The sequence below is a fragment of the Kitasatospora sp. NPDC058115 genome, from assembly GCF_042884635.1.
Classification (GTDB): domain Bacteria; phylum Actinomycetota; class Actinomycetes; order Streptomycetales; family Streptomycetaceae; genus Kitasatospora.
The window spans coordinates 125,435-146,449 of sequence record NZ_JBHVTL010000016.1 but is presented as its reverse complement, the minus strand read 5'-3'; the positions used below and the strand labels follow the sequence as shown (position 1 = coordinate 146,449).

At 72.5% G+C, this 21,015-nt stretch carries 19 protein-coding genes; 11 read left to right on the top strand and 8 right to left on the bottom strand.

What is annotated here, in order from left to right; genetic code table 11:
* The first annotated feature begins 71 nt into the window (after positions 1 to 71).
* Positions 72 to 989, top strand: coding sequence for an MBL fold metallo-hydrolase (locus tag ACFVVL_RS18900; protein WP_380298176.1), 918 nt, complete (start codon positions 72 to 74; stop codon positions 987 to 989).
* A 148-nt stretch (positions 990 to 1,137) separates the two neighbouring features.
* Positions 1,138 to 2,370, top strand: coding sequence for a cytochrome P450 (locus ACFVVL_RS18895; protein WP_387676668.1), 1,233 nt, complete (start codon positions 1,138 to 1,140; stop codon positions 2,368 to 2,370).
* Positions 2,371 to 2,404: 34 nt separating this feature from the next.
* Here ACFVVL_RS18895 and ACFVVL_RS18890 read toward each other — a convergent pair whose 3' ends face one another.
* Positions 2,405 to 2,815, bottom strand: coding sequence for a DUF4259 domain-containing protein (locus ACFVVL_RS18890; protein ID WP_387676565.1), 411 nt, complete (start codon positions 2,813 to 2,815; stop codon positions 2,405 to 2,407).
* A gap of 294 nt (positions 2,816 to 3,109) precedes the next feature.
* Between ACFVVL_RS18890 and ACFVVL_RS18885 the strand changes: the two genes are divergently transcribed.
* The 4 genes from ACFVVL_RS18885 (at position 3,110) to ACFVVL_RS18870 (ending at position 8,312) form a co-directional block, all read left to right on the top strand.
* Entirely contained in the window at positions 3,110 to 4,282 is a 1,173-nt protein-coding gene (locus ACFVVL_RS18885) for an anion permease (RefSeq protein WP_387676562.1), read from the top strand.
* Positions 4,279 to 4,524, top strand: a complete 246-nt coding sequence (locus ACFVVL_RS18880; protein ID WP_387676559.1) for a hypothetical protein — start codon at positions 4,279 to 4,281, stop codon at positions 4,522 to 4,524. The genes ACFVVL_RS18885 and ACFVVL_RS18880 overlap by 4 nt, the downstream gene beginning before the upstream one ends.
* A gap of 132 nt (positions 4,525 to 4,656) precedes the next feature.
* The gene (locus ACFVVL_RS18875) at positions 4,657 to 7,347 is read left to right on the top strand and encodes a tetratricopeptide repeat protein (protein ID WP_387676556.1); all 2,691 of its coding nucleotides are present in this window, start codon (positions 4,657 to 4,659) and stop codon (positions 7,345 to 7,347) included.
* Complete coding sequence (locus tag ACFVVL_RS18870; protein ID WP_387676553.1) at positions 7,344 to 8,312, top strand: Gfo/Idh/MocA family oxidoreductase; 969 nt, start codon at positions 7,344 to 7,346, stop codon at positions 8,310 to 8,312. The genes ACFVVL_RS18875 and ACFVVL_RS18870 overlap by 4 nt, the downstream gene beginning before the upstream one ends.
* A gap of 34 nt (positions 8,313 to 8,346) precedes the next feature.
* Here ACFVVL_RS18870 and ACFVVL_RS18865 read toward each other — a convergent pair whose 3' ends face one another.
* Entirely contained in the window at positions 8,347 to 8,985 is a 639-nt protein-coding gene (locus ACFVVL_RS18865; protein WP_387676550.1) for a hypothetical protein, read from the bottom strand.
* Positions 8,982 to 9,542 (bottom strand): RNA polymerase sigma factor, encoded by a 561-nt coding sequence (locus ACFVVL_RS18860; RefSeq protein ID WP_380290856.1) that lies wholly within the window; start codon positions 9,540 to 9,542, stop codon positions 8,982 to 8,984. The genes ACFVVL_RS18865 and ACFVVL_RS18860 overlap by 4 nt, the downstream gene beginning before the upstream one ends.
* A gap of 374 nt (positions 9,543 to 9,916) precedes the next feature.
* On the opposite strand from ACFVVL_RS18860, the gene ACFVVL_RS18855 reads away from it, so the two are divergent.
* Positions 9,917 to 10,729: an SAM-dependent methyltransferase gene (locus tag ACFVVL_RS18855; protein WP_380290854.1), complete on the top strand. Its 813-nt coding sequence runs from the start codon at positions 9,917 to 9,919 to the stop codon at positions 10,727 to 10,729.
* 132 nt (positions 10,730 to 10,861) lie between these two features.
* On the opposite strand, the gene ACFVVL_RS18850 is transcribed toward ACFVVL_RS18855, so the two are convergent.
* Positions 10,862 to 12,580: a hypothetical protein gene (locus tag ACFVVL_RS18850; RefSeq protein WP_387676546.1), complete on the bottom strand. Its 1,719-nt coding sequence runs from the start codon at positions 12,578 to 12,580 to the stop codon at positions 10,862 to 10,864.
* Positions 12,581 to 12,853: 273 nt separating this feature from the next.
* Between ACFVVL_RS18850 and ACFVVL_RS18845 the strand changes: the two genes are divergently transcribed.
* From ACFVVL_RS18845 to ACFVVL_RS18835, 3 genes are read left to right on the top strand one after another with little or no spacing between them, the layout of a single operon-like run.
* Positions 12,854 to 13,912, top strand: a complete 1,059-nt coding sequence (locus ACFVVL_RS18845; protein ID WP_380290850.1) for an NAD-dependent epimerase/dehydratase family protein — start codon at positions 12,854 to 12,856, stop codon at positions 13,910 to 13,912.
* Positions 13,909 to 14,466, top strand: a complete 558-nt coding sequence (locus ACFVVL_RS18840; protein ID WP_387676543.1) for an NUDIX domain-containing protein — start codon at positions 13,909 to 13,911, stop codon at positions 14,464 to 14,466. Before ACFVVL_RS18845 ends, ACFVVL_RS18840 begins: the two co-directional genes overlap by 4 nt.
* Positions 14,463 to 15,458, top strand: coding sequence for a mevalonate kinase (locus ACFVVL_RS18835; RefSeq protein ID WP_380290846.1), 996 nt, complete (start codon positions 14,463 to 14,465; stop codon positions 15,456 to 15,458). The genes ACFVVL_RS18840 and ACFVVL_RS18835 overlap by 4 nt, the downstream gene beginning before the upstream one ends.
* Positions 15,459 to 15,461: 3 nt before the next feature.
* Here the strand turns inward: ACFVVL_RS18835 and ACFVVL_RS18830 are convergent, their stop codons facing one another.
* Genes ACFVVL_RS18830 through ACFVVL_RS18815 form a run of 4 tightly spaced genes read right to left on the bottom strand, consistent with a single transcriptional unit; the run spans position 15,462 to position 19,606 of the window.
* Entirely contained in the window at positions 15,462 to 16,559 is a 1,098-nt protein-coding gene (locus tag ACFVVL_RS18830) for a radical SAM protein (protein ID WP_387676540.1), read from the bottom strand.
* Between the two features lie 59 nt (positions 16,560 to 16,618).
* The gene (locus ACFVVL_RS18825; protein ID WP_380290842.1) at positions 16,619 to 17,443 is read right to left on the bottom strand and encodes a carbohydrate ABC transporter permease; all 825 of its coding nucleotides are present in this window, start codon (positions 17,441 to 17,443) and stop codon (positions 16,619 to 16,621) included.
* On the bottom strand, positions 17,440 to 18,357 hold the full coding sequence (locus tag ACFVVL_RS18820; RefSeq protein WP_380290840.1) for a carbohydrate ABC transporter permease: 918 nt from the start codon (positions 18,355 to 18,357) through the stop codon (positions 17,440 to 17,442). Before ACFVVL_RS18820 ends, ACFVVL_RS18825 begins: the two co-directional genes overlap by 4 nt.
* Entirely contained in the window at positions 18,347 to 19,606 is a 1,260-nt protein-coding gene (locus ACFVVL_RS18815; RefSeq protein ID WP_380290838.1) for an extracellular solute-binding protein, read from the bottom strand. The genes ACFVVL_RS18820 and ACFVVL_RS18815 overlap by 11 nt, the downstream gene beginning before the upstream one ends.
* A gap of 223 nt (positions 19,607 to 19,829) precedes the next feature.
* Between ACFVVL_RS18815 and ACFVVL_RS18810 the strand changes: the two genes are divergently transcribed.
* Positions 19,830 to 21,002 (top strand): serine/threonine protein kinase, encoded by a 1,173-nt coding sequence (locus ACFVVL_RS18810; RefSeq protein WP_380290836.1) that lies wholly within the window; start codon positions 19,830 to 19,832, stop codon positions 21,000 to 21,002.
* Positions 21,003 to 21,015 lie beyond the last annotated feature (13 nt).

Here is a 21,015-nt window from a genome sequence, read left to right as displayed (position 1 = left end):
GGTGACCGGACGGCGCGGCCCGCGGCGGCGCCGTCGAGGCCGCCGACCGACCCTTCGCAAGGAGAACACCCATGATCCAGAGCAGCCCCGCCCGCCTTGACGCGCCGGTGGGCGACGAACCGGTCCCGTCGCGCTACGCGTTGAAGGTCGGTGACATCGACGTGCTGGTGATCAGCGACGGGGTGCTGCCGATCTCGCCCACGACGCTGGCCACCAACGCCGCCCCGGCCGAGCTGAAGGCCTGGCTCGGGGACATGTACCTGCCGCTGGAGTCGATCAACTGGCCGCTGAACGTGGCCGTTGTGCGCAGCGGCGGCCGGACCGTCCTCGTCGACTCCGGCCTGGGGACGGAGTTCCCGGGCTTCCCGCGGGCCGGGCAGCTGGCCGCGCGCCTGGACGCCGCCGGGATCGCCCCCTCGTCGGTGACCGACGTGGTGCTCACCCACCTGCACATGGACCACATCGGCGGGCTGCTCGTCGAGGGGCTGCGGGGCCGGCTGCGCAAGGACCTGCGAGTCCATCTGGCCGCAGCAGAGGCCGAGTTCTGGGCGGCGCCCGACTTCTCGCGCACCGACATGCCGGCACCGGTGCCGGACGTGCTCCGCACGACCGCCTCGCGGTTCCTCGACGTGTACCGGGGCCAGTTGCGGCCGTTCGAGAAGGAGTACGAGGTGGCGCCGGGCGTCCTGATCCGCCGCACCGGCGGTCACACCCCCGGCCACAGCATCATCCGCCTGGAGTCCGGCGGCGACCGGCTGACGTTCGCGGGCGACGCCGTGTTCCAGTGCGGGTTCGACAAGCCCGACTGGCACAACGGCTTCGACCACGACCCCGAGGAGTCGGCCCGCATCCGGACCCGTCTCCTGACCGAACTGGCCGAGACCGGCGGGCAGCTGATGGCCAGCCACCTGCCCTTCCCGTCCGTCTGCCACGTGGCGGACGCCGGCAGCGGCACCTTCCGCTTCGTGCCGGTGGTCTGGGACTACTGACCGCCCCCGCCCCGGACACCCCCCTGGTGCGCGGGAAGCCGGCGGAGTCGGCCGGCCTCCCGCGCACCGCTCCCGCCGTACCGACTGGAGGACCCCTGTGGAGCGTCTCGCACCGCACCCGCACCCGCTCGACCCGCACGCGCCCGAGCTGGACGCGCCCGACCCGCTGGTGCTCGACCCGACCGGCCGTGCCCGGGAGGCCGAGACCGCCGAGCTGTCCGCCCGCGGCCCGGCCGCACCGGTCGACATCCTGGGCGTCCGGGCCTGGTCGGTGTCCGACCCCGTGCTGCTGGAGGAACTGCTCAAGGACCCCCGGGTCTCCAAGGACGGCCGGCAGCACTGGCCCGCGTTCGACGAGGCGGTGCGGACCTGGCCGCTGGCCCTGTGGGTGAGCGTGCGCAACATGTTCAACGCGCACGGCGCCGACCACCGGCGGCTGCGCCGCCTGGTGAGCAACGCCTTCACGCCCCGCCAGGTCACCGCGATGACCTCGCGCATCGAGGCGCTGACCGACGGCCTGCTGGCCGACCTCGCCGAGAGCGCCCCCGGCGAGGTGGTGGACCTGCGCGACCGCTTCGCCCATCCGCTGCCGATCCGGGTCATCTCCCAGCTGCTCGGCCTTCCGTACGAGGTGACCGAGGGCTTCCGGGAGGTCGTCGACAAGGTGTTCGCCACCACCCTCACCCCCGAGGAGTCGGCGGCCAACGCGGCGGCGTTCCAGACCCTGCTGGAGGAGCTGATCGCCGACAAGCGCCGCGTGCCGGGCGACGACATGACCTCCCTGCTGATCGCCGCCCGCGACACCGAGTCCGACGCCGGCTGCGCCGCACTGAGCGAGGAGGAACTGCGCGACACCCTGCTGCTGATCGTCACGGCCGGCTACGAGACCACCGTCAACCTGATCGACAACGGGATCACCGACCTCCTCTCCCACCCCGGCCAGCTCGCCCTGGTACGCGCGGGCGAGGCCGGCTGGGACGACGTGGTGGAGGAGTCGCTGCGCCGGGACGCCCCGCTCGCCCACCTGCCGCTGCGCTTCGCGGTGGAGGACATCGAGCTGCCCGGCGGGGTGACCGTGCGCCGCGGGGAGCCGATCCTCGGCGGCTACGCGGCCGCGGGGCGCCACCCGGTGCGGTACGGGGACGGCGGCGCCGCGTTCGACGTCACCCGGCCGGTCAAGGACCACCTCGCCTTCGGGCACGGTCCGCACTTCTGCCTCGGCGCGCCGCTGGCCCGTCTGGAGGGGCGCATCGCGTTGAGCCGGCTGTTCGCGCGGTTCCCCGACCTCGCGTTCGCCCCGGACGCCCGGCTGGAGCCGGTCGACTCGCTGATCTCCAACGGGCACCGCGCGCTGCCGGTGCTGCTCGGTGCCGCCCGGTGACGGGGCCGCGGTCCGGTGAGGAGGCCGCGGTCCGTCACCCCGCCGGCTCCTCCCCGGGCCCGGTCCGGCCGGCCACCGCGTCCCGGGTGGTGGCCTGCGCCAGCCGGTCGAAGGTGCGGCCGAGGACCGCCCGGCGTTCCTCCTTGAAGGCCGGGGAGGGCTCCAGATCGTCGATGCTCCGCTCCCAGGCGGCCATGAACGCGCTCTTCCACTGCGCGATCACCCCGGCGTCCGGCAGGTCCTGGGCGCCGTAGCCGGCCCGGACGAGGGTGTGCAGCAGCTCCAGGTTGCACGGCACGGCGACGCCCCAGTACTCGTCGGCCTCCAGCTCGACGGGATCGCCCGCCATCGCCTCGGCGACCTCGGCGACGAGCCGGCCGACGACGGCCGACAGGTGGTCCAGGGCCGTGTCGCTCTCGAAGTTCCCGCTGCCCCACGTACCCACACGATCTCCTTTGCACGGTGTCGCTGTCTGTCCCGGTCATCAAAGCAGACCGCAGCCGTGGCTCCCGCCGCTGAACGGGCACCGCCGCCGAGGCCGGAGCGGCCGACCCGGAGGCCTCGGCCGGCAGCCCGCCGTGATCTTCGAGGGGGGACGCGCCGGGATCTTCGAGGGGGACGCGCCGGGAGCCCGACCGGCCGAACGGGCGCCGGGAAGCGTGCGCGGTGTTGGGCCGATCGGAGGTCAGGCGTCCGTCGTTCGGCGCGGCGCCCCGGTGGGCGGGCTAGGTTCGGGGGCGTGACCGGCAATGACGCGGTCCTGGCGCTGATGGTCCTCACGGCGCTGGGCTTCGACTTCACCAACGGCTTCCACGACACCGGCAACGCGATGGCCACCTCGATCGTCACCGGGGCCCTGCCGCCGCGGGTCGCGGTCGCCGTCTCGGCAGTGCTGAACCTGGTCGGCGCGTTCCTGTCGACCGCCGTGGCGGCGACCATCGCCAACGGCCTGGTCTCCAGCGGGGAGGTCACCCTGACCGTGGTCTGCGCCGGTCTGACCGGCAGCATCCTGTGGAACCTCGCCACCTGGTACCTCGGCATCCCCTCCAGCTCCTCGCATGCCCTGATCGGCGGGGTGATCGGGGCGACGATGGCCGCGGCCGGCTCCTCGGCCGTCAAGTGGCAGGGCCTGGTCTCCAAGGTGATCGTGCCGGCCGCGCTGTCGCCGTTCATCGCCGGCCTGGTGGCCGTGGTCGGCACCTGGCTGATCGGCCGCATCACCCGGGAGGTGTCCGAAGGCCCGCGCGAGCACGGGTTCCGGCTGGGCCAGATCGGCTCGGCGTCCATGGTGTCGCTCGCCCACGGCACCAACGACGCCCAGAAGACCATGGGCGTCATCACCCTCGCCCTGATCGCCAACGGCACCCTGGCGCCCGGGGCGAAGGCCCCCGACTGGGTGATCGTCTCCTGCGCGCTGGCGATCGCCCTGGGCACCTACGCCGGCGGCTGGCGGGTGATCCGCGCCCTGGGCAAGGGGCTGGTGGAGATCGCCCCGCCGCAGGGGATGGCCGCCGAGTCGGCGTCGGCCGCCGTGATCCTCTGCTCGACGGACTTCGGCTACTCGCTGTCCACCACCCACGTGGCCACCGGATCGATCCTGGGCTCGGGGGTCGGCTGGAAGGGCGCCGAGGTGCGCTGGCAGCTCGCCCGCCGGATGGTGACGGCCTGGCTGTTCACCCTGCCGGCCGCCGCCCTGGTCGGCGCGGCGGCCTACTGGGTCGCCAACGGGATCGGCGGGACGGCCGGGGTGGTCGTGGTCTTCACCGTGCTGGTGCTGGCGTCGACCGCCTTCTTCGTCGCCTCCCGCCACCCGGCCGTGACCCCGGAGAACGTCAACGCCGCATGGACCGGCTCGGTGGTCCCGGACTCCGCCGAGGTCGCGGTCGCGCCCAAGGACGAGGTGGGCTCGTGAACTCCTGGATCAACCTGGACGCGGTCTGGCGGATCGTCGTGGTGGGCCTGCTCACCGGCGCCGGCCTGCCCGCACTCTTCGCCCTCGGCCTGCGCCTGCTCAACCCACCCGGCCCCACCACCGGCCCCGCAGCCGCACACCCCACCGCCGGCCCGGCCCGCCAGGCCCTGGCGGGCCTGCTCTTCGCGGTGGTGCTCGCGTCGATCGGCTGGGGCATCTCCGTCATCGTCGGCCACAGCTGACACCCGGTCCGCTCCGCGTGCGGTGATGACTTCTTGTGGCTCCCGGACGTTACCTGACAGGATCTCAGGTCGTGCACCTCCCGGACGGTGCGGATCGGACATCGGCCGGGGCGGCGCGGAGAGGGAGACGGGATGGCACGGGTGAACCTGCGGGCCGCGTTCATGAGCGGCCTGTCGTCCACCGTCACGGCGCAACAGGTCTTCACCAACCGCGTCGACGAGGTGGCCGCCTTCAACCGGTCGGTGGAGAGCCTGTGCCGGACGCTGGACGAGGCCGAGGTCTCGCCGGTCGTGGACCGCGGGCAGGGCCGGCGCAACGTTCTGACGCTCTACGGGGTCGGCGGCATAGGCAAGACGACGCTCTCCCAGGAGCTGGAGCGCCGGCTGCTCGCCGATGCGGCCGCCGAGGGACGCGACGACGTCGTGGCGGTCCGGGTCGACCTCTCCGAGGACGGTGCCTGCGACATCGAGAACCTGCTCATGCGCCTGCGGGCCGGCCTCGGACAGCTGGGCAGCAGGTGGCAGGCCTTCGACCTGGCACTCGCCTCGTACTGGGTCCGCGCGCACCCCGGCGAGACGCTCCAGGACTTCCTGGACTCGTCGCCGGCGCTGCGCCGCGCCTCCCGCAGCGTCGGACTCGGCGACCAGATCGCCGAGAGCGTGCGGCAGGTCGACCCGGCGGGGCTCGGCGGCCTGGCCGGGCTGGCGCACCGCGCGGCCCTGGCCACCTACCGGGCCGTGCGCGACCGGGTGCGCGAGGGGCGTCTGCTCGCCCACTGCGAGCTGTTCGCCGAACTGGTCGAGGCCGAGGCCGACTACGAGACGCTGTCGTACTTCCCGTACCTGCTGGCCTGGGACCTCGACCACCTGCCCCGACGGGGCAGGCCGGCCCGGCGGCCGACGGTGTGCGTCTTCCTCGACACCTTCGAGGTGGTCAACGGCCGCGCCGACCGGACGGTGGAGCGGCTGATCCAGCGCTGCGTCTACCTGATGCCCAACGTGCTGTTCGTGATCACGGGCCGCAACCGCATCGACTGGGCGGACGCGGCCGTCGGCGGTGAGCTGGACTTCACCGGTCCCCAGTGCTGGCCCCATCTGCACTTCAGCAACGACACCGTCGAGCCGCGGCAGCACCTGGTCGGCTACCTCTCGGAATCCGACGCCGACAGCTACCTCCGGGAGGCGCTCGTCCGCGACCGCGAGCCCGCCATGGCGGAGGAGGTCCGCCGTCGCATCATCGCCGGTGGCCAGGGCCTGCCCCTGTACCTGGACCTGTCGGTGTCGCACTTCGCGGCGCTCCTGGCCCGGGGCGGGCAGCCGTCCGCCACGGACTTCGGCGGCTCGTTCACGGCGGTGGCCACCCGCTCGATCCGGGACCTGCCCCGGAAGGAACGCGACCTGGTCCGCACCGCGGCGCTCACCGACCGCGTCGGAGCCGAGCTCCTGCGGGCCGGCCAGCCCGGCGTCCCGGACGGCAGCGTGGCCCGGTTCCTGCGCCGGCCGTTCCTGATGCACGACGACGCCTACGCCTTGCCGTACTCCCTGCACGCGGCGCTTCGCCACGCCATCGTCGAGGCGGACCGGACCCTCCCGGACGGCTGGTCCGACCGCGACCGCACCGAGGTCGCGGCCCGGCTGCTCGCCTGGCTGGGCGAGCGGCTCGGGCCGTCCGCCGGGCGGGTCGCCGCCGCCAACGCCCTCGAATCGGCCCTCAGGCTCGCGGCCACGTACGGGGTCTTCGAGGACTGGATGGCCCGCGCCACGCAGCGCCTCGTCGAGGCCGGGCAGTGGTCGGACCTGGGCGCCGGGCTCACCGTCGAACGGGCCGCGACGCCGGAGTGCCGAGCCCTGGTCGCCGCCATACGGGGCGTTCAGCTGCGCCGAACCGGCCGGGCGGCGGAGGCCGTCGAACTGCTCTCCGGCGCGGGCGAGGGCGTCCGGCGGGGCAGTGCGACGGCGCAGCTGGTGCAGATCCACCTCGCCCACGCGCTGCGCAACCACGGTGACTACACCGCGGCGGCGGAGATCTACCGCGTCCTGGTGGGAGGCGAGTTCGACGCGGCGGCCCGCTACTGGCTCTGCGACTTCGAGTACCTCAACGGGCGTTTCGGCGCGGCGCTCGGCCCGCTGCGCGAGCAGCGCAGCCACGGGCCCGAGGCCGAGGGCGAACGGCTCCGGCTGATCGGGCACATCTGGCGGGTGAACGCCCGCTTCGACGAAGCCACCGCCTCGTACACGGAGGCGATCGACCTCGCCCGGCGCGAGGGACTGGCCGCCGCGGAGGCGAAGGCGCTGGCCAACCTGGCGCAGACCGCCTGCTGGTCCGGCGCCGCGGAACCGGTCTCGGACGCGGCGTCCCGGGCGCGGGACCTGCTCGACCTGGTGCCCAACCCGGTCGAGCTGGTCAAGATCCGTTCCGCCGAGGCGGTCGCGCTGGCGGTGGCCGGTGACGCCGGGGCCGCCGCGGAGGCCGTCGAAGGCACCCGGCGGCTGGCGGACGGCATCGGTTACCGCGGTGGCCACAACCTGGCCGACGTGGCCCAGATCCTGCTCGGGGTGCTCGGCGGCGACCACGACGGAGCCCGTCGCACACGGGCCGAGCTCGAAGCGCGCACCCGCAGGTCGGGCGGCAACACCTACTGGGTGCCGATCGTGACGAGCTGGATCGACGGTGTCCCGACGGCGGCGGAGCACGACCCGGGGATCGAGTGGGTCGACGGCCCGGCCGCGTCGTTGGGCCGGTGGGCCGAGGTGGCTGTGCGACGATCGACGGACACCGGGCCCGGGGTGGGCCGTGACGGGCGAGGGGACGAGGCTTCATGACCGACCGGGCGGGCGTCGGGCCGGTGCGTGTCGGCCTGGTCGGGGTCGGCGTCATCGCCGGGACCCACCTGGCCGTGCTCGCCGAACGGCAGGACGTGGAACTGGACTTCACGGCCGACCCGAGGTCGGTGGAGCCGGTGGTGTTCCGGGGCGCCACGCCGCCCCACTACGGCAGCCTCGCCGAGGCGCTCGACGTGCACCGGCCGGACCTGGTCGTGCTCGCGACCCCGACGGAGACCCACGCCGAGCTGGCCGCCCTGGCCCTCACCCGGTCGAAGGCCCGGATCCTGGTGGAGAAGCCGCTCGTGCACGATCTCGCCTCCCTCGCCGGGCTGCGCGACCCGGACGGCGGGGCGGGGGCCCGGGAGCGCCTGTTCACGGCCCACCACTTCGCGTTCTCCCCCGAGGTCGACTGGGCGTCCGAACTGCTCGCCGGACACCCGGAATGGGGTCCGGTCACGGCCATCACCTCGGCGTTCTACGACCCCTACGTCCTGCGCGGACCCGAGGCCTTCGCCACCTACGTGTCCAGCTGGACGGACTCGGGGGTGAACCAGCTCAGCATGCTCACCCGCTTCGTCGACCTCACCGGACCCGCATCCGCCCGGCAGTCCGACGGTGGCGCGAGCGCGTGGTGCACGGTGGGCTTCCGTTCCCGCGGCGAGGCCGGGACGGCCCGGCTGCGCAGCAGCTGGCTGACCGGCTCCAGCAGCAAGGAGAGCAGCCTGGTGCTCGGCCGCTCCGGTGTGGAGATCTGGATCGACCACACCGCCATGACCGGATTCGCCGCCCGGGAGGGGGAGTTGCTGGCCGCCTTCGGCAACGACGGCCGGACGGCGCGGAAGGTCGCCCACTACCGCCCGCTCTACGCCAGCCTGCTCTCCGGCCGGCCCGACGCGGTGCTCGGATTCGACGCCGCGGCGACGATCACCGCGATCCATCTCGGGAGCCCCGGGGCACGGTAGTCGCATCGCAGGCCCGCGGCCGCGAGCGGAGGGATCACGGCTCGATGGTGAGGTCGTGGACGAGGGTGCTGCTCGGTTGGGGGAGTTCGCCGTACTCGGGGTCGTCGCCGGCGACGGGGAGTTGGTGGATGACGGCGGCGAGGCGGGGGGGGAGGCGCACGTCGAGGCCGTGGTGGCAGCGGGCGAGGATGTCGGTGAGGACTCCGGCGGGCAGCAGGGTGCGGGTGGAGCCGAGGACGCGTTGGGGGGTGCGGGGTTTGGTGGCCAGGGCTTCGGCCTGCTGGCGCCAGACCTCGGCGTCCAGGAACTCGCCGAGGCTGCGGTGCAGCAGGCTGAGGAAGGACGCGGAGGTGTAGGAGCCGCCGCCGGCCGCGAACTGCCACCAGAACTGGGCGCCGTCGCGGTGGCCGGCGACGTGGAGGAGGGCGCCGAGGACGAGGGCGCCCTCGGGGTGGATCCGGTCGCCGTCGACGAGCAGGGCCAGGGAGTCCGCGGCGGAGGGCATCGCGAGGACCAGGGAGACGGCGAGGTCGAGTTCGTGGGCGGCCTGCTGGTGGTCGGAGGAGGCCGGGCTCGGGGCGGTCAGCAGCCGGTCCCAGGACACGCCGGCGCCGCCGGGCTGCGGGCGCGGGGTGCGGGTGGGGTGCAGGGCGCTGTCGGGTTCGGTGGTCACCGGCCCTCTCCCCTCCGGCCGCCGAGCGAGGCGGCCAGACGGTCGAGGGCCTGGCCCACGGTCGAGCGCACGCCGGCCTGGGTCGTGCCCAGGTAGTCGGCGATCCGGTCGTCCGGCAGGCCGAGCAGGTAGCGCAGCACGATCACGTCGTGACGCCGTTCGGAGAGCCGTCGCAGCGCGGCGTAGAGCTGTTCGTCGCTGCCTTCGGTGTCCGTCAGGTGCTGCGCCCGCTCGGCGGCGGTGCGCACCGCGCGGACCCAGGCCGGGACGCTCGTCTGCGTCGGCAGCGGCTCGCCGTTCATCATCATGCCCGCCAAGGAGGCACCGATCTCTTCCTTGAGAATCGCCCAAGCGTGGAACGGGGGGATCTTCTCACGCAGGATGCGCGTCCACCCCTCCCACACGCGGACCTTCGCGAGTTCCACCACCGCGTGGGCGACGGCTTCGTCCCGCAGGCGCGCGCGGGCGAACCCGAGCCAGGCCTTCCCGTGCGTGTCGCAGAACGCGTCGAACGTCAGGCGGTCCCGGTCCCCGACCACCCAGTCGCTCTCGTTCACGTTCCATCCTCCCCCGCGGCGTCCTGGTCGGCCGCCGCCCGGTGCGGGCCGCCGGCCGCGGGGCACCCGCGGCCGTACGGCGGTCACAGCGGGAACGCGCGTCCCCGGGAGGAAGATTAAGGCGTATTAGGTGCCGAGATGTTAAGGCGGGGCAAAGGGTTTGAAGGTCAGACAGAACGCGCGCCGGACGGTGACAGAAATCTGTTCGAACATGGTCGGAACGGGTCGTCATGTGATCGAATTCAGCCGTCCTCCTGTGCGGTCCCGCCGCCGTGGGTCGTGGCCCTTGATTGGGTGTTCGGGCCTGTGGGCATAGTGATCGGGCCGCGCCAGGGGGCGGCGCCAGCGACGATCCAGCCAGCAGGGGGCAGCACATGACGGACGGCACCGCCAGGAACGGCGAGGTGGAGGTCGAACTCGACATCCACCTGGCGCACTCGGCGCGGATGTACGACTACTACCTCGGCGGCACGACGAACTTCCCCGCCGACCGGGAGGCCGCCGGGCGGGCCCTGGCGGTCTTCCCCTTCGCCCGGACCGCCGCGCGGGCCAACCGCGCGTTCATGCGCCGCTCGACGCGGTGGCTCGCCGAGGCCGGCATCCGGCAGTTCCTGGACATCGGCACCGGGATCCCCACCTCGCCGAACCTGCACGAGGTCGCGCAGTCGGTCGCACCGGACGCCAAGGTCGTCTACGCCGACAACGACCCGATCGTGCTGCTGCACGCCCAGGCGCTGCTGCGCGGCACCGAACAGGGCGTCACCGCCTACGTCCAGGCCGATGTGCGCGAGCCCGGCGACCTCCTGGAGGCGGCCCGCGCCGTGCTGGACTTCAGCCGGCCGATAGCGCTCAGCATGAACGCGCTGATGCACTTCGTGCCCTTCGACGCCCACCGGATCACCGAGGGGCTCAAGGCGGAACTGCCCAGCGGTTCCGCGCTGGTGATCAGCCACGTCACCCCGGACTTCGCGCCCGGGGAGACCGCCCGCCTCATCCAGGTCTACACCGCGGCCGGGACCCCGGTCGCCGCCTGTACCCGCGAGGAGTTCGCGCGGTTCTTCACCGGCTGGGACCTCCTGGAGCCGGGCGTCGTCGCCACCACGCGCTGGCGCCCGGACCCGGACGACACCGAGTCCATCAGCGACGCGGAGGCCTCCTGCTACGGGGCGGTCGCCCTCCGCCCCTGAGCGGTGGGCGGGGAACGGAGCGCGGGGGAGCGGGGGGAGCGGACGGGAGGGGAAGGGGGACGGACCGCAGGCGCACCGGCCCCGCGGCGAGGGACGCGGGGCCGGTGCGCGGGGTCAGACCACGGTGAGGGGTCAGACCACGGTGAGCAGGGTGCCCTCGTACGCCAGCCACTGCGAGTAGGCGTGCAGCCCCTTCGCCGGCGCGGTGGCCGGCGCCCAGCCGGGCGGGCGCGAGCCGTCGGCGAACTCCGGTGCGACGGCGGGGAGGTCGACGTCCGACGGGCCGTTCAGGACCGGCACCGGGCGGACGGCGGCGTGCACGGCGTTCGCCAACGCGCCGAGCGTCGTGGGCTTCTCGTCGGCGACGGTCAGGGTGCGCGCCGCCGGTCGGGTGCGGATCACCGTCAGGACGGCGTCGGCCAGGTCGTCCACGTAGACGGGGTGCACCTCGGCCTCGGGGCTGCCCTGGACGGTCACCGGCAGGCTGCGCAGGGCGTCCCACACCATGCGCCCGATGAGGGTGTCGCGGGAGCAGCCGGGGCCGTAGACCTCGCCCACGGCCAGGGTGTACGGGCGCGGGTCGTCGGGCAGCCGGATCCTCAGCTCCCGGGCCGGGCCGCCCTCGCGCAGCCCGGTCAGGTCGAGGACGGCCTCGGGGAGCCCGTCGCCGTCCGCGCCCGCAGGGCCGGTCAGGTCGGTGAGCCGGCGCACCAGGTGCTCGCCGAGCGGTGAGGCGCCGCCGCGCACGGTGAGGCCACCGGGGCGGTGGGCCCGGCGGGTGCCGGTCCGCCCGGTGGCCGCACCGTGCGCGGCGGCCTCGTACCCGGCGGCCAGCGCCCGCCGCGCCGCGTCCGCCAGGACCTCGCGGCGTTCGGCGATCCGCTCCTCGGTGCTGGTGTTGCTGATGCCGCCGGACCCGATCGTCGCGATCGCCTCGGCGTACACCTCGGGGCGCACCGCCGGTGCCGAGCCGTCGGGGTCCAGCCCGAGGCGGGCGGCCTCGTGGCCCATGGCGAGGGCGGTCAGCCAGGTGCCCCGGACGTCGGGCGCGTCCGCCTGCGGCCCGGTGGGCGGCACGAGCAGCGTGCGGGGCAGCTCCAGGCCGCGCAGGTACTGCTCGCAGTCCATGTGCAGCCAGCGTTCGGGGCCCGGGCCGTCGACCCGCACCGCGCAGCGCGCGACGCCGTACTTGAAGAACGGCAGGACCCTCAGGCCGGTCAGCCGCCGGTCCTCGTCGCCGGCCCGGTCGTCGGGCAGGAAGCAGACCGAACGGCGCGGCCCCCGGAAGGCGTTGCCCGAGATCGAGCCGTGGTCCTGGTGTTCGGCGAGATTGGGGACGGAGACGTAGCGGGGAACGCCGAGGTCGGTCAGGTAACGGTGCATCAGGATGTCGTCGGGCCAGCCGCCGAGGCGCTCGCGGCCGTAGCGGACGAAGCCCTCGGCGACGGTTCGGGGAAGTACGATCGCGACGCACGGGAAGTACTCGTTGACCGCGCCGACCCAGCGGGCGCCGGCCATCGCACCGAATCGGATCGCGGCCCCGTTGCGGGAGTCCCACAATGCGAACAGCGCCAATGCCGCGTCCGGCATCGCGGCGACCGCCTGGTCGACCCGCTCGAAGAACGATTCGGACAACAGCATGTCGTCCTGGACCACCAGTTGGTGGGTGGCGCCGTCCTCGATGGAATCCCACGCGGCGAGCGCCGTGCGCAGCACCGACGGGGTGCCGGTCGGGTCCGGGTCCATGACGACGCGCAGGGCGCCCGGAGGTGCGGCCTGGGCCATCCGCTCGGCGGCGTGCCGGCGCTTGGGGTGGGTCATGACCGCCCCGCTGAGCTGATGGCGCGTCACGTCGTTTCCCTCTTTCTGTTGGGGTGTGGGGGACTTGATGGCACTCGTGTCGTAATCTGCTACTGCGGGTGCCATCGATTCCGGACAGTACGGATCGAGCCCGGGGCTGGCAAGAGTGCCGAATTCACACTGGTGTCACGGTTGGTGGCCAAAGGATGCTGGACTGGCACACCACCTTCTGTGTGAAGCGTGTGGCTGTGCGTGAGCGCGTATTTCGAGAGTTCGCCGTCTTCACGGAGGGAACCCCTTATGTCCGCTGGATCGCATGCACCGATGAACGAGACCGGAACCGGCGGCGGTGAGAGCGTCGAGGCCCGGTTGGAGAAACTGCGTGATGCCCGCATCGTGGTGACGGGAGGCGGCGGCCTGGTGGGCAGCCGGCTCACCGCCCTGCTGGTCCGCGCCGGCGCCGAGGTGTCCGTCCTGGACCGGATGGACGCCTACCCCGGGGACGTCCACACGATCTTCGGGGTCGAGAAGACCGGGGCCAGGCTCGTCGTCGGCGACATCTGCGACCGGGAGGTGGTCGCCGGACTGCTCCGGGACGCCGACTACGTGGTCCACGCCGCCGCCTACGCGGACGTGGCCGCCTGTACCCGCAACCCCGACATCGCCTTCCGGGCCAATGTGCAGGGCACCCAGGTCATCCTGGAGGAGGTGGCCCGGACGGGTGTGCGCCGCCTGGTGCTGGTCTCCTCCGCGTCCGTGTACGGCGACGGCCCCACCGACTCGCCCGGTCCGCACATGTTCCACGAGGACCAGGCGCTGTTCCCGCTGTCCGTCTACGCGAACGGCAAGCTGTGGGCCGAGCACCAGACCCGGCTGATGCTCGGGGCCGCGTCGGGGGCCGAGTACGCGATCGTGCGGTACTTCTCGGTCTACGGCGAGCCGCAGGTCCCGAAGCCGGGCAGCCACTCCTGGATGGTGCCGTGGCTGTCCCTGCAGGCCAAGCTGGGCCGTCCGATGCGCCTGAACGGCGGCGGCGTCCAGGTGCGCGACATGATCCACGTCCAGGACGTGGCCGAGGCGACGGCGCTCGCGCTGGTCGAGGAGGGGATGGCCGGCCGGACGGTGAACGTGGGGACCGGGCGTCCGACCGCGGTCCGGGACGTCGCGGACCTGCTGATGCCCTACTTCCCCGACGCGCAGCGGATCGTCACCCCGCGCCCCGAGGGCGACCCGCTCGGCGGGTACGCCGACACGGAGCGGTCCCGGGAGCTGCTGCGCTGGCAGGCCCGGATCGACGTCGCGGAGGGCGTCGACCGCTATGTGCGGTGGCTGGAGAGCACGCCCGAGGCGGTGCCGCGCTGGCTCACCGAGGACGGCGCGTGACAGTCTGCGACCTCGTGGACGTCCGCCGCGGGGCGGACGCCGAGGGAGGTGGTGCGCGCATGGGCTACGTCGGGTCCTACGTCTGGTCGCTGCGTCAGAAGGTGGGCGGCAGACGGCTGCTGGTCCCGGGGGCGCAGGTCCTGCTGATCGACGGGGAGGGCCGCGGGCTGTTCCAGCAGCGGGCCGACAACGGTCTGTGGGAGCTGCCCGCGGGTGCCTGCGAGGAGGACGGCGGCTTCGCCGACGCCGCCGTCCGGGAGCTGGCGGAGGAGACCGGGCTGCGGGTCGACAAGGAGGACCTGGTCGCCTTCGGCTCGCTGTCCGACCCGGCCGTGCACACCGTGACCTACCCGAACGGGGACGTCAACCACTGCTTCGCGCTGTGCTTCGCGGCCCGGCGCTGGTCCGGGGAGCTCTCCCCGGGGGCGGACGAGGTGGTCCGGGCGCGGTTCCGGCCGCTCGACGATCCGCCGGAGCCGCTGCACCCGCCCACGCGGGTCGTACTGGAGATGTACCGCGCGTTCCTCACGGACGGGAGGTTCCGGGCAAGGTGAACGAAGAGCAAGTGATCCGGGTGGCGGTGCCGTGCCGGGCGTGTCTGTCGGGGGAGGACCTGGACTGGCTGGGCGACGGCCGCTCGGTCAGCCTGGCCCTGGACCTGCCGACCACGGTCGAGGTGGTGCCCGCCGGAACGCCCGGAGCGCGGCCGCCGGCCGAGGACGGCTGGCCGGAGCAGGTGTGGGCGTTCCTGGGCGAGCGGCTCCCCGACGTGCACGGCCCTGCGCCGGCCGTGCGCGTCGGCAGCGAGGCGCCCTCCGCGAGCGGCCTGTCCTCCTCCACGGCGCTGATCGTGGCGCTGTTCCGGGCGTTCGCCCGGGTGGCCGGGACGCCGGACGGCGTGCCGGTGCCGGACGCCTCGGTGGTCCAGTGGGCGTACGAGTTCGAGTTCGCCCGGTTCAACGGCGGCGGCATGGACCACCTGGCCGTCGCCGAGGGCGGGGCGCTGCTGATCGAGGGCCGGGAGCGCGGCCTGCCGCTCGTCCGGGAACGGCTGGAGCTCCCGGACGACTGGGGGGTGGTCGTGGTGGACTCGGGCACCCGGAAGAACACCGCCGACCACATCCGCACGGTGCGGGCGCAGCTGGCGGCCGGTGATCCGGCCCTCGCGGCGTACCGGGCCGAGGCCGACCGGGCTTCGGAGGCCGCCTGGGCGGCGCTGCGCGGGCACGACCACGAGGCACTGGGGGCGGCGATGAGCCGGGCGCACGTGGCGATGCGTGACTTCCAGGGCATGTCGACCCCGCTCCTGGAGGAGCTGCGGACGCTGGCGCTGCACGCCGCCGGCCTGCCGCTGAAGCTCAGCGGGGCCGGCGGCGGCGGTTCGCTGGTCGGCGTGTGCCCGTCGGCCGAGCTGCCCGCCGTGGTGGCGCGGCTGGCCGACGCCCTGCGCGGCCCCTTCCCCGGGGCACGCGTGATCCCCGCCCGGGCGGCTCCGGGGAGCCGGAGTGCCCGGACGGGGGAGCGGGTCGGCGTCAGCGCCGACTGACGGTCACAGGAACGGGTCGTAGTCCTCCCCCGGGGGGACTGCGCCCGTTCCCTGTCCTATCAGCTCCAGCTCCAGGTTGGAGCGGTGCCGCGCGCAGTGGAAGCGGCAGTCGCGGCTCGGGTCGACGATGCCGCGGTCCGAGGTCTTCCAGATGTCGGCCAGGCTGTCGGTGACGGCGTCGCCGATCCGGGCCAGCGGGTTGCCCCGGTGGTAGGAGCAGATGTACACCCCGGACGGGGTGACCAGGGTGCGCAGTTCGGCGACCGCGCAGCGGTGGTAGTCCTTGGGCTGGACCGGCCCGGTGTGCCGGCGCAGCGAGGTGAGCGTCGAGGAGTTGATGAGCTGGAAGGTGTCGCTCTCCAGCCGCGCGGCCTGCGCGAGCTGGTCGTCGACCGAGTCGAGGATCTCCTGGGAGACCTGGATGACGTGGTGGTCGTCGTCGAACATCGCCTTGGTCTCGAAGTAGTCGCAGCCGATGTCGTGGGCGAGTTCGGCGGCCTGCAGGACCTCCGTGTGATTGCTGACGAGCCGGCCGTCCGGCTCCTGGCGGGTCATGACGAGGAAGGAGTAGCCGAGCGCGCCGGTCTTCGCCTCGGCGAGCAGCCGCATGTTCGCGACGACCTTGTCGAAGACGCTGCGGCCCTTGCGGTCGGGGCGGAAGAGGCCGTACGTGCCGGAGGTGCCGGCGTCCATGGAGACGCGGACCCAGGAGGCGTAGGTGGCCAGTTCGTCGAGGTTCTTGTCGATCATGGTGCCGTTGGTGACGACCCCGACGGCGATGCCGGCCCCGCCGAGGATGCGCAGGACCTGGCGGGTGCCCCGGTGGGCGAGCGGTTCGCCGCCCCCGATGAGGACCACCGCCCGGACGGACATGGAGACCAGCTCCTCCGCGAGCGCGGCCAGCCGCTCGGGGGTGAACCGGCCCTGGTTGAGCAGCTTGCCGCTGATGCACTCGGGGCAGGCGAGGTCGCAGAAGGTCGTCGGGTCGAGGTCCACGACGAGCGGGGCGTCGGAGGCGGCCCCTTCGGCCGCCTGAAGGATGCGTGGCCAGCCGGAGGGCTGGTAGAGCTTGGAGACGAGATCGAGACGGTCGTGCGTCACGGAGTCCTCCTGTGGACGTGAACGGGGTGCGACCGGGGCAGGGTGTTCGTCGTGAGGGGTCAGCCCTTGACCGCCCCGGCCGCGAGGCCGGAGGCGATCCTGCGCTGGATGACGAGGAAGAAGACCACGACGGGCAGGGCGGTGAGCGTGGCTCCCGCCATCAGGCCGCCGTAGTCGGTCCCGCGGCTGGTCGTGAAGGAGACCAGCCAGATGCTGACGGTCTGCTTCTCGGGAGTGGACAACAGGATGTAGACGAGGACGTACTCGTTCCAGGCCTGGACGAGTGCGAAGACCGAGGTGGCCACGATGCCGGGGGCGAGCAGCGGGAGCACGACCCGGCGGAACGCGCCGAGGCGGCCGCAGCCGTCGACCATGGCCGCCTCCTCCAGCTCCACCGGGACCCCGTCGATGAACCCGCGCAGCATCCACACCGTGAACGGCAGGGTGAACACCAGGTAGGTGAGGATCACCCCGCTGAGGCTGTCGGTCAGCCCGGCGTCGTTCAGCAGCAGGTACAGCGGGATGATCAGGGCCGTGAGCGGCACCATCTGGACGACGAGGATCACCACGACGAAGGCCTTGCGGCCCGTGAAGCGGAACCGGGAGAGGGCGAACGCGGCCAGCGTGCCGACGATCAGCGACACCACGACGGTGCCGACGCCGATGACGACGCTGGAGCGGACGTTGTCCCAGAAGAGCTCCGACCCCAGGGCCCGGGAGAAGTTGTCCCAGGAGGGACGGCCCGGCCAGAACTTCGGCGGCATGCTCAGGATCTCGGAGGCCGGCCGGAAGGCGGTGAGCACCATCCAGTAGATGGGGAAGCCGATCACCGCGGCGACGAGCAGCCCGAGGAGGTCGCGGCCGAGCGACCGTTGACGCCTCATTCGAGCTCTCCCGTCCTGAGCATCTGACGCAGGTAGACGACCGATCCGGCGAGCAGCAGCACGACGGTCACGAGCGCGATCGCGGCTCCGGTGCTGTACCGGTTCACCGCGAAGGACTCGATGAAGGAGTAGACGCCCAGCAGGTAGTACTCCCGCTCGGGCTGGCCGCCGCGCATCAGCCAGATCTGGTTGAAGACCCCGAAGTTCCAGATGGCGTTCAGCGTGGTGACCATGAGCAGCACCGGTCTGATCACCGGGAGGGTGACGTGCCGGAAGACCTGGAACGGCCGGGCGCCGTCCAGGATCGCGGACTCCTCCAGTTCGTGCGGGACCTGCGCCAGCGCGGCCCGCAGCGTGATGGCGGCGAACGGCAGCGAGCCCCACACCACCACCGCGACGATCACGGTGAAACCCTGCCAGGGGTCGATGAACCAGTTGTGGTGGGTCATGTCGACCCCCGGCAGTTTGGACAGCACCCAGTTCGTGACGCCGTAGTCGGTGTCGAACAGCCAGCGGAAGATCGACGCCGCGACCATCGCGGGCATCGCCCACACGGTGACCAGCACCCCGGCCATGACGGCACGCACCCAGGGGGAGACCCGGTGCATCAGCTGCGCCGTGAACAGCCCGAGGGCCACGGTGACCACCACGGTCACCGCGGTGAAGAGCACCGTGCGGCCCACCACCGTCCAGAAGAAGCCGTCCCCGAGGATCTTGGTGAACTGGTCGAGCCCGGCCCACGGCGGCGCCTCGCCGCTGAAGAGCTGCTCACGGGTCATGTCCTGGAAGGAGAGCACGACCATGTCCACCAGCGGGTAGCCGAGGACCAGGACGAGCGCCAGGACGGTGGGGGCGATCAGCAGGTACGGCAGCAGCGGGCGACGCCGCTGCTGCCGGCGCCGGTCAGCGCTCATTGATCACTTCGTTGATCCGCTGGTCGGCCTCACGCGCGGCCTCCTCGACGGACTGCTTGTTGTTGGCGATGCGCTCCAGCATCTCGGGCAGGATGTTGGACTTCTCCACCGACGTCCAGCCGGGCGCGAACGGCGTCATCCAGCCCCCGGTGGCCGCGGCCTGGGCCGCCGGGCCGTTGATGCCGCCCGCCGCGACCTCGGCCAGCTGGACGGTGTTGTTGGGCAGGGTGTCCACCTCGATCAGGGTCTTCTGCGACTGCGTGTCGGTGAACATCTTGATCCAGTCGGAGGCCAGGTCCTTGCGGTTCGACTTGGCCGGCACCGCCAGGGTGGAACCGCCGAGGAACGGCGGCAGGAGGTTGCCGGACGGGCCGGGGAAGGGGAAGGTGCCGAACTTGTCCTTCAGCTTCGGGTCGCCGCCGGAGCGCTCGTCGGTGGCCATGGCGGACTCCCAGGTGTTGCCGTAGAAGACGCCCACCCGGCCCTGGCCGACCACGGCCGGCTGGTCGGAGTTGTCCTTGGCCCGGTCACCGACGTAGTAGGTGTCGATCAGCCGCTTCCACTCGGTGAGCCCGGCCACGGACTTGGGGGAGGCCAGCGAGCTCTTCCACTTGTCGCCCTCCTTCACGGCGATCTCGCCGCCGGCGTCCTTCACGAAGGCCATGGCGGCGTACCAGTAGCGGCCGGGCATGTAGAGCGCCGAGTAGTTGGGGTCCTCGGGGCCCAGGGTGGCCTTCAGCTTGTCGAGCGCGGAGAGCAGCTCGGGGTAGGTCTTCGGGGCTCCGGCGACACCCGCGCGGGCGAACTGGTCGGTGCGGTAGATGCCGATCCGGGCCCCGACGTAGTACGGCACGCAGTAGGTCTTGCCGTTGGCACGACAGGCGTCGGCGAGCGCCGGCAGCCACTCGGCCGAGTGGTCGAAGCGCGCCGGGTCCACCGGGGCGAAGGCGTTGTTGACGATGTAGTTGGTGGTCTCGCTGTTGCCCATCTCGACCACGTCGGGAACGTTCTTCCCGGCGAGGACGGCGTCCAGCTTCTGGTTCTTGGTCGTCCACTGCTGGTACTGGACATCGACCTGCACCCCGGGGTGGGCCTGGGTGAACCGGTCATTGGTGGACTGGACCAATTGCGGCCAACTCTCCTGCGCGTCCACCGCCAGCCACACCGTCAGTTTGCCGCCCTCATCGCCTCCGCCACCCGACCCGGAGCTGCAGCCGGTGGCGGCGAGGGACAGGAGAAACGTGAGCACAAGGGGGCGATAGGACATGCGAATGGCCATGAGGTCTCCAAGTTCGCTATGGGGGTACCCATCTGATTACCCGTCTGATCGCCAAGAGTCGCAGAGGTCCAGACATTCGGCCGGAAGATGACGTTCAGTGTCCCGCATAGAGATCAACCCTTGACGCCTCCCGGGCGGTACCCGCAGGTTAGGCCTCTGCACCCACGTGATCCCGATACGAAGGGCCTGTTACGTGTCCGAGCAGACGACTTCCCCCGAAGAGACCCCCGACGCCGCCGCCCGACCGATCCGGGTCAACGCCTGGAACGGCTGGGACCCGCTGCGCCACGTGATCGTCGGACGCGCCGAGGGCACCGTGGTCCAGGCCCCCGAGCCCGCGGTGCGCCGGGACTACCCCGAGGACGGCTTCCCCCTGGGCACCTTCGGCCCGATGCCCGAGGACATGGTGGCCGAGGCGGAGGAGCAGCTCGACAACTTCGCCGGGATGCTGACCCGCCGCGGCATCCGGGTGGACCGCCCCACCCCGATCGACTTCAACCAGAAGGTGTCCACGCCCGAGTGGAGCCAGGACTCCATGTTCGGCTGCATGCCGCCCCGCGACCTGCTGCTGACCGTCGGCAACGAGGTCCTGGAAGCGACCATGTCCTACCGCAGCCGCTGGCACGAGTACCTCGCCTACCGGCCCCTGCTGCAGAACCTGTTCGACTCCGACGAGCACATGCGCTGGGAGGCCGCACCCAAGCCGCGGCTCACCGACGCCTCCTACAACACCAAGTTCTGGGACACCTACAACGACCTGCCGACCGAGGAGCAGCTGGCCCGGGTCCGCGACTACGACCTGGTGCTGACCGAGGCCGAGCCGCTGTTCGACGCCGCCGACGTCGCCCGCTTCGGCAAGGACCTCTTCGTCCAGCTGTCCTTCGTCACCAACCGCAGCGGCTACCAGTGGCTCAAGCGCCACTTCCCCGACCACCGGGTGCACGCGGTCACCTCCACCAACACCCACCCGCTGCACATCGACGCGACCTGGGTGCCGCTGCGCCCCGGCCTGGTGCTGCACTGCGGCGAGCGCCTGGCGGACGCCGAGCTGATGGAGTTCTTCCGGCTCAACGACTGGGAGATCATCGAGGCGGTGCAGCCGGCGAGTTGGGACCACCCGCCGAAGCTGTCGTTCTGCAGCCCGTGGCTCGCCGGGAACATGCTGAACATCGACGAGAACACCCTGTGCATCGAGGAGAAGGAGGTCCGGCTCTCGGAGCAGCTGTCCTCCTACGGCTTCGAGATCGTGCCGGTGCCCTTCCGGGCGGTCGGGCCGTTCGGCGGCGGGCTGCACTGTGCGACCGTCGACATCGAACGGGAAGGCACGCTGCAGGACTACTTCCCGCGCCGGCACGGCCGGTACTGAGGCCGGGCCGGTG